The sequence below is a fragment of the Serratia silvae genome (genome assembly GCF_023282985.1).
In the GTDB taxonomy this organism is placed as follows: Bacteria; Pseudomonadota; Gammaproteobacteria; order Enterobacterales; family Enterobacteriaceae; genus Chania; species Chania silvae.
This window is the reverse complement of record NZ_JAGQDC010000005.1, coordinates 169059-182680: the sequence shown is the minus strand read 5'-3', so window position 1 is coordinate 182680 and position 13622 is coordinate 169059. Positions and strand designations below refer to the sequence as shown.

The following is a 13622-nucleotide window of genomic DNA, read 5'->3' as shown; positions in this document are numbered from 1 at the left end:
TCACGTTTTTCGATGAAAAGCTGACGGTCAGCATAGATATTGCATCATCTGAATAGGTCACTGTGACGGTCTATTCACCGGGTGTTATGCAGCAGGTGCTTACCTCTCAAACTGAGAAATCTCGGGAGCGTCGCAGATAGTGAAGATAGATCAGCAACAGAAATATCCATTGAGGTTGATATGAATATTTTCGCACAAGCAGCACGACTTGAAGAACAAAACCGTCCTTTTGCCTTGGCGCAGATCGTCGACAGCCGGGGCTCGACTCCCAGGCATTCTGCCCGGATGCTGATTCGCGACGACGGCTCGATTGTGGGTACCATCGGTGGTGGTATGGTTGAGCGTAAAGTCATTGCCGAAGCGCTTGCAGCTTTGCAAGAGAAAGCGTCGAGAATATTTCATGGCCGCATGGCGCGCAGTGGCAGCGATGCGGTGGGCTCTGACTGCGGCGGGGCGATGTCTGTGTATATCAGCGTCCACGGCCTGCGGCCCCGGCTGGTGCTGATTGGCGCAGGACACGTTAACCGTTCAATCGCCCACGGCGCCTCGCTGCTGGAATTTGATATCTGCGTGGGCGATATCTATCCCGAGAGCCTCAACCCGGAGTTTTTCCCCACATCGGCCCGCCTGCTGCATGCGCCCAGCTTCTCAGCGGTGATTGATGCAATGGCAATCAGGCCTGAAGACTTCGTGCTGATAGCCACCAATAACCAGGACAGGGAAGCCCTGGACCGGCTTATTATCCGGCCTGTTGCCTGGCTTGGCCTGCTGGCCAGCCGTCGTAAAGTGCAGGCCTTTTTGCGTCAGATGCGGGAAAACGGCGTGCCGGAGCCAGACATTAACCGCCTGCGGGCGCCTATCGGGTACGATATTGGAGCCGAAACGCCAAATGAGATTGCCATCAGCGTACTGGCGGAGATCCTGCAGGTCAAAAACGGAGCGCCGGGCGGGCTAATGACTCAGATTAAAAGTGCCGCGCCGCAGACCTGCGGCGCGAAAGAGGTTGGGGCCTGAGGAGGCCCCGTAGAGAAACTCAGAAGTTGTACTATAAAATGAACTGGTTTTGCCAGAAGCGTCAGTCATTCGGTAGAGAGGCTTGCTTCTGGTTTACTGGCTAATAACGGTGCCAGTTTTCCCTTCAATACCCTCTTTGGCCTTGCTGAGCACGGTGATAAACGCCTTGCGCCCTGGACGGGAGCGGGCAAAGGAGGTGGCTGCCTCGACTTTCGGCAGCATCGAACCTTTGGCAAAATGGCCCTCTTCGATAAAGCGTTCGGCATCGCTCAGGGAGAGTTTATCCAGCCACTGTTCGTTGGGTTTGCCGAAGTTGATGGCCACTTTTTCTACAGCTGTGAGAATGATCAGCACATCGGCGTCGATCATCTCTGCCAGCTTCGCGCTAGCCCAGTCTTTATCAATCACCGCGCTGGCGCCGCGTAGGTGATTCCCTTCACGTATCACCGGAATACCACCGCCGCCCACGGTAATCACCACGTGACGGGCGTCAATCATCGCTTTCACCGTTTCTTTTTCGATAATGTCTACCGGTTTCGGCGAGGCGACTACACGGCGATAGCCACGCCCGGCATCCTCTTTCATGGTGTAGCCGTTTTTGGTCAGCTGTTCGGCTTCATCTTTAGTAAAGAATGAACCAATAGGCTTGGTCGGATTGCGGAAGGCTTCGTCGTTTGCATCCACTTCCACCTGGGTAATCAGGGTTGCCACCGGAATATCCAGTTTGCGCGACAGTAGCTCTTCGCGCAGGGCGTTCTGCAGGTCGTAGCCTATATAGCCCTGGCTCAGCGCCACGCAGACTGACATTGGCAGCATCGGGGTATGGGCTGCGGTTTTCGCGGCCGCCTCAAAGGCGAGGTTGATCATTCCCACCTGCGGGCCGTTTCCGTGGGTAACCACAACCTGATGGCCCTGAGCAATGAGATCAACGATTGCCTGAGACGTCTGCTTAACGGCCTGCATCTGTCCGGCGAGATCCTCGCCCAGAGCATTCCCACCGAGGGCGAGAACAATTTTTTTACTCATAGATTCCTCTCATTAAGTCTTTGGTTCGCAAACAGCAAGATGATCGGCGGAAAATCGGTTACGGTGTAAGAAGCGGCCTTGCCCGGCACTACCGGTAAAGATACCGTTGTCAAAAATGACCCGGCCTCGGGAGATCGTCTGGCGAATAGCGCCTTGGCAAATAAAGCCTTCATAAGGCGAATAGTCGGCGTTGTCGTGCAGCATCTCGTGACGGATAGTGGTCGTGCGTTGAGGATCGATAATCACCACGTCACCATCGGCGCCGGGAGCCAGCAGACCTTTCTTCGGCCACAGGCCAAAAAGCTTGGCCGGATTGGCACTGGTCAGAGCCACAAAGTGTTCTGGCGAAATACGCCTGGTCATCACCCCGTGGGAGAACAACAGAAGCAACCGGTTTTCGACCCCCGGAAGACCGTTCGGGCAGCGGCTGAAGTCGCCCCCAGAGATCTGATGCCGCTGAACCGACGAGAAGGTACAGTGGTCTGTTGCCACCGTATCTATCGAACCGTCGTTAATACCGCACCACAGAGCGTCGTTATTGCTGGCGTTGCGCAGCGGCGGGCTGAGGAGATAGTTCAGGGCGTCTTCGCGTTCATAGCAGCGATCGTCGAGCAGCAGATACTGTGGGCAAGTTTCTACCCATACCGGTTGGTTGCGTGCTCTGGCGAGGCGCAGGTAGTCCAGTCCGAGGCCGTTGGAGAGATGCACGATATAGAGCGGTGCGTTTCCAGCCAACTGGGCGAGGTTTATCATTCTGGCGATGGCCTCAGCCTCGCACTCCAGCGGACGGCTCAGGGCATGATAGCGCGGCGCAGTCTTGCCGGCGTTGATAAACGCTGTCCGGCGCTGGGCGATAGCGGCATCGTTTTCCGGATGGACGGTAGTCAGAGCCCCGGCGCGATGCAGGTGGCGCATCGCCTGCAGCACTTCATCATCGTTAAGCCTGTACTGGTAGGTCAGATAGAGCTTGAAGCTGCTGATGCCGGCTTCCACCATCATCGGAATTTCATCCAGCATGCCGGGGGTTACGTGCTGGATGACGCCGTGAAAGCTGTAGTCGATCACTGCTTTGTAGGCCGCGTAGCCGCGATAAACGTCAAACTGATGGCGCAGATGACATCCCGCTGGCCCGAATCCCATATGGTCGACGATGGTGGTGGTGCCGCCACAGGCAGCCGCCCGGGTGCCTGTAAAGAAGTCATCGCAGCTACGGGCGAGACCCACATCAATATTGAAGTGGGTGTGAACATCGACGCCGCCTGGCATTACGTAGCAGCCTTCAGCGTCAATGATTTCGCAGGGGTGTTGTGCCTCAATCGAGTCGGCAAGGCGCTTGACGAGACCATCTTCGATCAACAGATCCTGCTTCACCTGTCCGTCGGCGTTGACGACAAGGCCATTTTTGATCAGTAGGCGCATAGAAACCTCAAAATCCCGCCGCAGGTGCGACGGGAAACAGGGCAAGCAGTTACTCCGTTGCCAGCCAGCTAAGCGGGATGGCGGCATACATCGCGGCGCAGGTTACCAGATGTGATTTCCAGGTTTTCTCGTTCGGCGCGTGGGCTTCAGGTTCTTTACCTGGGCCAAACCCGATAACCGGAATACCGTGACGGCCCATAATGGAAACGCCGTTGGTAGAGAAAGTCCACTTATCAACTACCGGTGCTTTACCGAACAGGCCTTCATAGGCATTGCTCAGAGCACGAACGGTGAAGTGATTCTCTTCCACTTTCCAGGTAGGGAAGAAGCACTCCGTCGGATAAACCAAGCCAGTCCAGGACGGACGCTCATAGTTGTACATGGAGACCACGGCTTTGGCTTTCATCACCGCAGGTAGGGCGCGGATCTCTTCCAGCGCACCTTCCCAGGTTTCGCCCCAGGTCAGACGGCGGTCAATAGAGACGGCGCAGCTATCCGCGACCGCACAGCGGCTCGGGGAAGTGAAGAAAATTTCAGATACGGTGAGGGTACCTTTGCCGAGGAACTCGTCGTTGCCCAGCGTATGGGACAATTGCTCCAGCTCGGTTAGCACCGGTGCCATTTTGAAAATGGCGTTGTCGCCACGCTCCGGTGCGGAGCCGTGGCAGCTCACGCCTTGTACCTCAACGCGGATCTCCATACGGCCGCGTTGACCGCGATAGATCTGGCAGTCGGTCGGTTCGGTACTGACTACAAACTCTGGACGGATGCCGGACTGTTCGATGATGTATTGCCAGCACAGACCGTCGCAATCCTCTTCTTGTACGGTACCCGTTACCAGCAAGGTGTATTCATCTTCCAGACCCAGGTCCTTGATGATTTTGCCTGCATATACCATGGACGCCATACCGCCTTCCTGGTCAGACGCGCCGCGCCCGCCGATCAGCTCATCGGTTTCCATACCTTCGTATGGGTCGAAACTCCAGTTTTTCATGTTGCCCACGCCGACGGTGTCGATATGCGCATCCATTGCTATCAAGCGCGGGCCGTGGCCGATATAGCCCAGCACGTTACCCATCGGGTCGATTTCAACTTTATCGAAGCCGACTTTTTCCATTTCTTCCTTGATACGGTGCACCACGCGCTTCTCGTCGCAACTTTCGCTAGGAATGGCGATCATATCGCGCAGGAAGCGGGTCATCTCTTTTTCATACTGGTTTGCTTTTTTAACAATCTCTTTGAACGGAATTTGCTTAGCCATGAATCTGTTCTCCTGTTCTTAACATACCCGCCTGACGGGAGGAATTTAGTAAGCCGGTCATTGCACTGCCGGATGTTTGCCTTCCCAGACCACTTCGCGATAGTGCTTAACGTCGGTGTCACCTTCGGTACTGATCACCAGTACCACGGAGTTGCTGTCCAGTTTCAGCTGGTGCATCAGCACCTCGCGCTGCGGATTAAAGTGGACGGCGGCAAGCAGTCCGACGCCGACGGCACCGGACTCGCCGGAAATAATGCGCGAGTCGCAACCGAACGGATTACCCAGCACCCGCATTCCCAAGGCAGCGACGGCGTCTTGGCAAGAAACAAACTGGGTGGCGCAGTTGCGTAGTACTTCCCAACCCAGGGGATTCGGCTCGCCGCAGGCAAGACCCGCCATAATAGTGGCCATGTCGCCGCCGACATTAACAATCTGTCCTTTTACGCCCGAGCGATAGAGGCAGTCCGCCAGTGCCGGCTCGACGATAATGGAATGCAGGTTTTTCGCGCCGTAAACGTCAGTCAAGTAGCCCAGCACGCCGCCCGCCATCGCACCCACGCCCCCCTGCAGCAGCACGTGCGTCGGCCTTGAGATACCCATGGAAGCGATCTGTTCCACGGCCTCATCGGCGAGTGTGGCGTAGCCCTGCATAATCCAGGTTGGGATTTTGGTGTAGCCTTCCCAGGCCGTGTCCTGAACAACTTCCCAACCGTTTTTCAGCGCGGTCTGCATGGTGAAACGCACGGTGTCGTCGTAGTTCATGTCGGTGACGATGCACTCGGCCCCGAGGCGGAGAATGGCGTCAACGCGCTCCTGAGCCGACCCTTTCGGCATATAGATAACGGCGTTCTGTCCCAGTTGCTGCGCCGCCCAGGCCACGCCACGGCCATGGTTGCCATCGGTGGTGGTGGCGAAGGTCATCTTCTCCTTGATGCTTGATTTCAACTTTTCAAAGGAGAGTTCGTTGATATCTGAATGGTATTTTTCACAGAGCAGTCGGGCGATGGCGTAAGAGCCGCCCAGCATTTTGAAGGCGTTAAGGCCAAAGCGCTGGGATTCGTCTTTAACCAGAATTTTCTTCACGCCAAACAGGGCAGCGAGTTCGTTCAAGGGAACCAGCGGCGTGGGCTTGTAGCCGGTCATTTTTTGATGAAAGCGGCGTGCCTGCTGCGCCTGCTGGCGGGAAAACAGCGTTGAAGTCTCCCCGTTAAAAAAACGGTTTTCAGCAATATCCATTTTCAGTGAGAAAGCAGACATACTCGATCCTTATCCTTCAATGGCAAAAATAGTGGAGCTGGCCCGCAGGCCAGCCGGAGGAGGTTATTTAATGCGTTTCTGCGCTTCCTTAAGCAGCTGATCCAGCACCTGGCCCGGATTGGCATATTTGCGGCACATGATCATCGCGGCGATGATATACGGCTTCCAGCTCGCTTCTTTGTAGGTTGGGATACGGTATTTCTCGAAAACGCCTTCGGTCACTTCACCTTCTTTACAGGAGACGCCGGTGATGTCCGCAGGTAGGCAGTGCATGTACAGCGCTTCGCCGTCGTGGGTATGCTTCATCATCTCTTCGGTGCAGTGCCAGTCTTTATGTTTGGCGTTCTGTTCCAGACAGGCTTTCTCCAACGCCTTCAGGCCGTCGTGATCGTTCGCACGCAACAGCTCGGTGCGTTTTTCCATCACTTTGTACGGGGCCCAGGACTTGGGATAGACGATATCGGCGTCTTCGAACGCCTCTTTCATGTCTGTCACCTGACGGAAACTGCCGCCGGAGGCCTTAGCGTTATTTTTCGCCACTTTGATAACGTCCGGGATCAGGTCGTAGCCTTCCGGATGGGCAAGGGTGACGTCCATACCGAAGCGGGTCATCAGACCGATAATGCCCTGCGGTACGGAAAGCGGCTTGCCGTAGCTTGGCGAGTAGGCCCAGGTCATGGCGATCTTCTTGCCCTTCAGATTTTCCAGCGAACCAAAGTGCTCGCGCAGCCAGGCCAGGTCAGCCATTGACTGGGTGGGGTGGTCGATATCACACTGCAGGTTAATCAGCGCCGGACGCTGCGGCAGTACGCCCTGTTTGTGGCCGTCGTCCAGTGCCTCGCCCACTTCGCGCATGTAGGCGTTGCCCGCCCCCAGGAACATGTCATCGCGGATGCCGATAGCATCGGCGCAGAAGGAGATCATATTGGCGGTTTCTCGTACGGTTTCGCCGTGAGCAATCTGCGATTTACCCTCATCCAGATCCTGCTGCGCCAGGCCTAACAAGTTCAGCGCGGAGGCATAAGAGAAGCGGGTGCGGGTAGAGTTATCGCGGAACACGGAGATCCCCAGCCCGCTGTTAAACACTTTGGTGGCAATATTTTCTGAGCGCAGCGTCTTAAGCGCGGCAGCGACATCCAGCACCTGCTTCAGTTCATCCGGCGACTGTTCCCAGGTCAGCAGAAAGTCTTTCTCGCTGAGGTGAGAGTTGAGTTTGTTGATATCCTTAATCAGTTCGTTAACAGTTTTCATGTTTCAATCCTGGTCGTGAATGACGGCTTAATGATTGCTGTGCGGTCGGATATGCAAAATTGCCGAATTAGCGACTGCCAGCGCTGTATTATCACTAACAATAAGCGTGCCAAATCCCGCTGCGGAACCCGCGGGGGGATTGAATTAGGGCAATTATGCGAAGTCTGTCACGAAGTTAATCAGGTTGGTGGGAGTTTCTTCAATAGACATCTTTGTCAAAGGATAAACTTGGGTAAGTCGTTAACTTTTGCCACAGGAAATAGTCGTACTATCGCGATCATTGCTCGCCATTATGATAAATGGTGCATTGAATTTATCATAATGATATAAAATTGTGATAGCCATTGCATATTTTAGATAAGAAAGGGTAAGGAATACTATCTACATCAACGAGAATAGGGGAAGGGAGTAGTATCATTCTACAAACATAAAATATAATCATCTCGCACGGTTATGTTTCAGGTGACCAAGATTAAAAGGGCGATATATGAGACCGTCAACCCCCTCCATTTTGATGCAAATTCAGCCTACGATTCAAAAGTTTGCCAGGATGCTTTCCAGCGTGCTGCAACTGGAAGTTGAGATAGTCGATAACGCATTATATCGGGTTGCCGGAACCGGGGTATTCGGCAAAAAAATTGGTCATAGATTGAATGAAAATTCGCAACTTCTTCGCCACATTATTGAGACCAAGGCCGAGAAGGTCGTTACCCATTCCCGATTTGATCCCCTGTGTAAAGATTGTAGCAATAAAGATAAATGCGAGGAGAAAGCCTTCCTGGGCACTCCGGTGATATATCATGACCAGTGCGTCGGCGTTATTAGTCTGGTAGCGCTGACCCGCGAGCAGCAGGAGCGCATTAATGCGAATATCCAGGAGTTTTCTGATTATGTTCGCCATGTCTCAACCATATTTGTTTCTCGTTTTTTGCAGGATCAAGCCGCTGGTGAAAATATCCAGAAGATTTTTTTGACCATGATTGAAAATATGGACCAGGGCGTTCTGGTAGTGGGCAACGATCAGAAAGTAAAATTCGCGAACAGGATGGCGCTGAAAATAATGGGCGCCAATCCAGAAAGCCTGATTGGTAAAATGCTCTATTTTCAGCCCCTGACCTTTAAGAGTAATCTCAAGCACGGTCATATGCAGCACATTATCTCCTTTGACGATCGTAAGGAATTAATTATTGGTCAGCTGCACGCGGTACAGGATCAGTGGCTGTTCCTGATGGCCTTCCACCAGTCCCACTCTTCAGCCAACTTCAGCAGCGTGCAGGAGGGACCTCAGATCGAAGCCATGATCGGGGAGTGCCGTCCAATGCGTCAGCTGAAAAAGCTGATTAGCCGCGTTGCGCCGAGCCCTTCCAGTGTAATGCTTTTCGGTGAGAGTGGAACCGGGAAAGAGGTAGTTGCCCGGGCGATCCACAAGCTCAGTGAACGCCAGGCAAAACCCTTTATCGCCATCAACTGTGCCGCCATTCCGGATCAGCTGCTGGAGAGCGAACTGTTCGGTTACGTAAAAGGCGCATTTACCGGCGCATCGGCTAACGGAAAAACGGGACTGATTCAGGCGGCCAATAACGGGACGCTATTTCTTGACGAAATTGGTGATATGCCGCTCACTCTGCAAGCCAAGTTGTTGCGGGCCATTGAGTCGCGTGAAATCCAACCAGTAGGAGCTAGTCATCCGGTGCCGGTGAATATTCGTATTATCTCCGCCACCAATCAGAACCTGGAGCAGTGTATTGCCGAGGGTAAATTCCGCGAAGACCTTTTCTATCGCCTCAACGTTATCCCGCTGCGTCTGCCGCCGTTGCGCGAGCGACAAGAGGATATCGAGATGCTGATTCACTACTTCCTGCATCTGCATACCCGTCGGCTCGATCTGGTCTATCCCGGCGTCGCCATAGAGGTGATTGATTTTCTGAGACGCTACCGCTGGCCCGGCAACATTCGTGAGTTAAGCAACCTAATGGAGTACCTGGTCAACGTGGTACCGTCAGGTGAAATCATCGATATGTCGCTGTTGCCACCCAATCTGGTCAGCAGCAATGAGGTGATCGGGCTTTCCCCGTCCCGGACGACTGCCACAGCGGAATATCAGGAAGAGAGCGTCACTGCGCTGGAGGAGATGGAGAGGCAGATGATCCACGGTGCACTTTCGCGCTACAGCAATAAAAAACAGGCGGCAGATGAGTTGGGGATAGGCATTGCGACGCTATACCGGAAGATAAAAAAATACGAGCTGGCATGAGTGTAATACCGTCAGCATATTGCTACCGCTGGTGAAATCTGTTGGGTAATGACAGCCATTAGTTCTCAGATTTCACGTAGCGCGATCAAAAAAGGAGGGCGTTTTGAACGATATTGCACAGCTTTTGCCAGTGATCCAATCACACTGGAGATTCAACTCCGGAGAATTACTGCATGACGATTTTGAAGAGATCGACTGTTCCGGGCAGCACTATGACAGACAGCAAACCATTGCGGCGCTAAAGTTGGAAAGCGGCCAGTCACAGATTTTTGCCGAAGAGTTCAAACTGGTGACGATTACCGATGGTGCCGTATTGTTGAGATATAAAATTTTTCAACGTGATGCCGATGGCAGCATTGTTCGCCATGCCGATCGTTCTTCGATCTGGTTGCAATCGTCACAAGAGAACGGAGGCCATTGGCAGATGCGTTTTCATCAAGGAACACAGATCGAGGATTGAAACCGACTGAATATCAACTCGAACAATTGCCACTCATGAACCAACGTCTAGAAAACCAAGCTGACAAAGCGTGAAGGTGAGGTGAGGTAAACCTAGAGCGGAATAACCCGGTACGTAACCGCTGATGCAATTTAACATAATATACATTATGCGCACCAAGATGACGATACGAGGAATCTGACTCTCTGGTACTGTCCTTATCCATGGTCAAAAAGTCACTTGGCCAGCCAACCTCATGCTCTTACCTGACTTTTCAGTACCAAATCTCATCCAAGGGAATCCGCTGATACAACCGACAAAGCTTGTTCTTCATTTGTAGTAACTGTCAGCATCCCATCAATAGAGCTTCAAGATCTTCCCGTAAGATTTCTTCCAGCCCTTGATCGCGTGCCATGAGATTTACTTGCATCCGACCTACTTCCAACAAGCATCCAAACACAGGAACATAATAAAAATTCACGGAAGATGGGCAGACAGTTAGTGGTTCGTACAATGGCGTTATGCTAAAAAGGCCGCTACGGGGAATATATTGACGTCTAGATGATGCGTATAATAACGTCATGTAAAATAACCGCCTGCCAGATTTTATTTTTGCAGGCGGTTTTTCTACATAACGTGTGGCACATATTTCTTTCAGCCCTTAATCATGTACCATGAGATTTCCTTTTCGTGATAGCGACAAAAGTCACCATTGCAGGCAGCGCCTGATGCGTGAAAAAATTAAATTTCCACTCAGTGGGCACATCGTTTTGGACAGAAGCCTCAGGCTGGCCCGGACCGTGGCACGCCATCAGCACCAGTACCGGAAGGAGCCCCGCCAAACGGTGTCTGCTACCAATTACCGTAGGGATAGGTTTTCCCTTTGATAAATTCAGGAGTATCTCCGTAATATTTATACCCATTGGGATGTTTAGTTATTCCTTTGCAAAGCTCTAATTTATCCCCGGACACGGTCTTTAAGACTGATGGCGTCACGCGATAATTAGGCTGACTACCGATACCTCGTAACCAGACAGCAACCTTACCTCCTGGCGCCAAACCAATTTGTATATTGTCGTAATACCCGACATTACCCTGATAATCCTTATATACGCTGGGTTTGCGCATTTTCTCCACAACGTCGTCAGACAAGGTCAGCCGAGTTTCATAGTATCACTGAGTCCCAGCAAAAAAGAATATGCCTGGGGGGCTGCTTAACGTGATTCCAGTGCCCGTTGAGCGCACGTGCGCGATCATTCCACTCGCCGACAACACCATACAGCGCCTTCGTGCTGTCGAGAGTATTAAACCGATAATCCGTACCGCCAGCATCAAGGATAGCGACAAAAGTCACCATTGCAGGCAGAGCCTGAGGCGTGAAGAAATTAAATTTCCATTCAGTGGGCACATCGTATTGGACAAGAGCCTCGGGCTGGCCCGCACCGTGGCACGCAGTCAGCAGTAGTACCGGAAGAAGCCCCGCCAGACGGGTTATTTTCATATTTTATTTCCATCCATATTGTAAACCGTTCGCTGCCAGCGTTCGTCCGGACGGTTGGTAAAGGTCACCAGCTTCGCCGGTTTGACGGCCCCAGCTATCATTCCCTCACCGTCTCTGACCACGCTGTTCCAGTTGGCTGAACAATGGATATATTTCTCTGTCAGCATTTCGATTTCCTGACTAGTGAATCCGGGAGCAGATGCCCCATTCCGTACCGCGCGGCCCATCGCAATCGCCGTTTCGCACAGGCAGTTTAGTTCTAGTGGCAATGAAAAGTCTGGAACACTGTCATCAATAGAATCAAATACCACGCCTGCATCCTGTGCCGCATCGATCATTACCCGCAGCACCACCTTCGACCAGTCGTTGCGCGTCGGGCGCTCAATGACCGCTGCCGCCCCGCTGCGTTTTTGCGGCATGCCGTAGCGATCGGCTGGCATCCGCTCGTCGTGCCAGGTATCAATGTTAATCTCCAATGCCTGCAATAAAGGGCCAATCGCTGGCCAGGTATCCATCGCACTGAGTTGCTCACAGGCCTGCATATAAACCCGCGTTTTCGTATCAGGTGTGGAAAAGGGTACGGTTTCAAACTGCGGACGGGTAATGAAATAAGCTTCGTACTCGTCAGGGTTGTAACCGCCACCAATGTCAGAGTGCGCACCGGGCAAAGCCAGTTCCGGCCATGCAGGCTTCACGCTGTTCAATGCAAAGTTAAACCGGCATTCGTGCTGTGCGGTGATATGAAAAACCTTCTCGGCCACCCCCGGACGCAGCACAATATTCACCTCGCCCGTATCGGCGCTGTGCGGATTGAACCCGTTGACCGGCGTACCGATGCCCGCCACCGTATCAAATATCCCCAGAAAACGGGTTTTACCGCCGGGCGTGCCTGAGAACTCAATACTTCCCAGACCAGCCTTGATGGCAGCGATAATCGCCTGATCCTGACTGAATACCCGGTTGGCAAAATGCCGTGCCGCCGCCGCTCCCCGGCTGAAACCGAAAATATCAAACTGTAATTCCCTGACGATGCCGATATCTGTTCCGGATGGATTGGTTAAATAGTCTTTGATGGCGGCAACCAGTGCCCTCACTGCCTTGTCGGTTTTACTCACCACGCCGGAGTTACCCCGGCCGGTGCCCATCCCGTATGCACTGTCGCCTTCCCCGCTTTCCGTACCAATCCCCTCGATATAAATTGCGTTCTGTCCCTGCTCACTATCAACAGGAAGGTTGGTAGAGTACAGCGTATTGAGCCAGTGCACATTGGTGTAATAACCGAGATGACTGCCTGCCGCGAAGCCGCTGTGTCCGCTTTTTAGCTGAACACACTGGAAATAAGCTGACTGAGCATCAGCATTGTTCATCCCAAAATGCTCTCCGGAGCAGGCATCAAGGCTGGCTGTAGTATTATCCGCATTATTGCCGGTGCCGTCGAAAAACACCCCGATGGTCAGGGTAATTTCACGCGTCTGTCTTTCCTTTTTGGCCACCTGCGCGTGCTGCTCTGGCTCTGCTGCCTGTTTCTTCGCGCTCTGGGCATTCTGTGCTGGCTCGGCTGCCTGTCCGCTATTCATCAGCATTGAGCGCGGAGATATGGATGGGGCAACCGAGAGCGGTTGACTGCTCGCAACAAGACGATGGCTACCAGCCGGACAACCGCACGCCACACGATGGCCGTCAAGTGCCGTTGGTACACCATAATTACTTCCCCTTCTGCAATAACCCCGATTTTCCCGCAAGCCGGACACGAAACCTTATGCCCTTTCAGCGCGACAGGAATACCATCACACGTGTAATGATTTCCCAGAACTCCCTCCAGTACCCGCCCTCCTGTGGTGGTCGTATCGCCCTGGCAAATGACCGATATCCCCTGGTAGTTCATTCCTCGGCTCATATCCTGCGAGCCTCTTTGTCATCCTCTTCCATGACATTACTCCATGTTTTATTAAGAGTTGTATCCGGAACCAGACTAAACGCTCTACGACAAACTGTCAAAAATTGAGCAGCCTGAAGAAGCAAGGAGACACCATCGGGTTAAACGTCAACATCACGAAATTGGCACCAATGCGCGTATCATCGGCCTGCCTCACACGGGTTCTTACAGGGAGATCAATCGGGTTTTCACTGAGCTATACCAACTGGTGATAAGCCGCCAGCTTTTTCGTCCTGGCATACTGGGTGTTGCTATTCTGCTGCT

General features: G+C 53.0%; 11 protein-coding genes and 1 pseudogene. 3 read left to right on the top strand and 9 right to left on the bottom strand.

Annotated elements, in window-relative coordinates; genetic code table 11:
* Nucleotides 1-180: 180 nt before the first annotated feature.
* Nucleotides 181-957: pseudogene (locus tag KAJ71_RS08885) on the top strand (XdhC family protein); the annotation flags it as partial.
* Between the two features lie 150 nt (nt 958-1107).
* On the opposite strand, the gene arcC reads toward KAJ71_RS08885, so the two are convergent.
* The 5 genes from arcC to ygeW form a co-directional block, all read right to left on the bottom strand.
* Nucleotides 1108-2040 carry a carbamate kinase gene (arcC, locus tag KAJ71_RS08880; RefSeq protein ID WP_248945382.1) on the bottom strand — a complete coding sequence of 311 codons (933 nt, stop codon included), beginning with the start codon at nt 2038-2040 and terminating at the stop codon, nt 1108-1110.
* 12 nt (nt 2041-2052) lie between these two features.
* On the bottom strand, nt 2053-3459 hold the full coding sequence (gene hydA / locus KAJ71_RS08875; RefSeq protein WP_248945381.1) for a dihydropyrimidinase: 1407 nt from the start codon (nt 3457-3459) through the stop codon (nt 2053-2055).
* A gap of 49 nt (nt 3460-3508) precedes the next feature.
* Nucleotides 3509-4720 (bottom strand): YgeY family selenium metabolism-linked hydrolase, encoded by a 1212-nt coding sequence (locus KAJ71_RS08870; RefSeq protein WP_248945380.1) that lies wholly within the window; start codon nt 4718-4720, stop codon nt 3509-3511.
* 57 nt (nt 4721-4777) lie between these two features.
* Entirely contained in the window at nt 4778-5977 is a 1200-nt protein-coding gene (gene dpaL, locus KAJ71_RS08865; protein ID WP_248945379.1) for a diaminopropionate ammonia-lyase, read from the bottom strand.
* A gap of 63 nt (nt 5978-6040) precedes the next feature.
* On the bottom strand, nt 6041-7228 hold the full coding sequence (gene ygeW, locus KAJ71_RS08860) for a knotted carbamoyltransferase YgeW (RefSeq protein WP_248945378.1): 1188 nt from the start codon (nt 7226-7228) through the stop codon (nt 6041-6043).
* 487 nt (nt 7229-7715) lie between these two features.
* Here ygeW and KAJ71_RS08855 point away from each other — a divergent pair, with 487 nt between their 5' ends.
* Nucleotides 7716-9482 carry a sigma 54-interacting transcriptional regulator gene (locus tag KAJ71_RS08855; protein WP_248945377.1) on the top strand — a complete coding sequence of 589 codons (1767 nt, stop codon included), beginning with the start codon at nt 7716-7718 and terminating at the stop codon, nt 9480-9482.
* Nucleotides 9483-9585: 103 nt separating this feature from the next.
* On the top strand, nt 9586-9942 hold the full coding sequence (locus KAJ71_RS08850; RefSeq protein WP_283106688.1) for a nuclear transport factor 2 family protein: 357 nt from the start codon (nt 9586-9588) through the stop codon (nt 9940-9942).
* Nucleotides 9943-10773: 831 nt separating this feature from the next.
* Here KAJ71_RS08850 and KAJ71_RS23430 read toward each other — a convergent pair.
* The 4 genes from KAJ71_RS23430 to KAJ71_RS08835 are packed head-to-tail and all read right to left on the bottom strand — an operon-like array spanning nt 10774 to nt 13307.
* Complete coding sequence (locus KAJ71_RS23430; RefSeq protein WP_283106687.1) at nt 10774-11049, bottom strand: DUF2931 family protein; 276 nt, start codon at nt 11047-11049, stop codon at nt 10774-10776.
* A gap of 37 nt (nt 11050-11086) precedes the next feature.
* On the bottom strand, nt 11087-11422 hold the full coding sequence (locus tag KAJ71_RS23425) for a DUF2931 family protein (protein ID WP_283106686.1): 336 nt from the start codon (nt 11420-11422) through the stop codon (nt 11087-11089).
* Nucleotides 11419-12999, bottom strand: a complete 1581-nt coding sequence (locus KAJ71_RS08840; protein ID WP_248945376.1) for a T6SS phospholipase effector Tle1-like catalytic domain-containing protein — start codon at nt 12997-12999, stop codon at nt 11419-11421. The genes KAJ71_RS23425 and KAJ71_RS08840 overlap by 4 nt, the downstream gene beginning before the upstream one ends.
* Nucleotides 12999-13307: a PAAR domain-containing protein gene (locus KAJ71_RS08835; protein WP_248945375.1), complete on the bottom strand. Its 309-nt coding sequence runs from the start codon at nt 13305-13307 to the stop codon at nt 12999-13001. The genes KAJ71_RS08840 and KAJ71_RS08835 overlap by 1 nt, the downstream gene beginning before the upstream one ends.
* Nucleotides 13308-13622: the final 315 nt, after the last annotated feature.

Coding starts and splice junctions, on each gene's coding strand:
- arcC (WP_248945382.1), bottom strand. CDS start 2,040: ATGAGTAAAAAAATTGTTCTCGCCCTCGGTGGGAATGCTCTGGGCGAG.
- hydA (WP_248945381.1), bottom strand. CDS start 3,459: ATGCGCCTACTGATCAAAAATGGCCTTGTCGTCAACGCCGACGGACAG.
- KAJ71_RS08870 (WP_248945380.1), bottom strand. CDS start 4,720: ATGGCTAAGCAAATTCCGTTCAAAGAGATTGTTAAAAAAGCAAACCAG.
- dpaL (WP_248945379.1), bottom strand. CDS start 5,977: ATGTCTGCTTTCTCACTGAAAATGGATATTGCTGAAAACCGTTTTTTT.
- ygeW (WP_248945378.1), bottom strand. CDS start 7,228: ATGAAAACTGTTAACGAACTGATTAAGGATATCAACAAACTCAACTCT.
- KAJ71_RS08855 (WP_248945377.1), top strand. CDS start 7,716: ATGAGACCGTCAACCCCCTCCATTTTGATGCAAATTCAGCCTACGATT.
- KAJ71_RS23430 (WP_283106687.1), bottom strand. CDS start 11,049: ATGCGCAAACCCAGCGTATATAAGGATTATCAGGGTAATGTCGGGTAT.
- KAJ71_RS23425 (WP_283106686.1), bottom strand. CDS start 11,422: ATGAAAATAACCCGTCTGGCGGGGCTTCTTCCGGTACTACTGCTGACT.
- KAJ71_RS08840 (WP_248945376.1), bottom strand. CDS start 12,999: ATGAATAGCGGACAGGCAGCCGAGCCAGCACAGAATGCCCAGAGCGCG.
- KAJ71_RS08835 (WP_248945375.1), bottom strand. CDS start 13,307: ATGAACTACCAGGGGATATCGGTCATTTGCCAGGGCGATACGACCACC.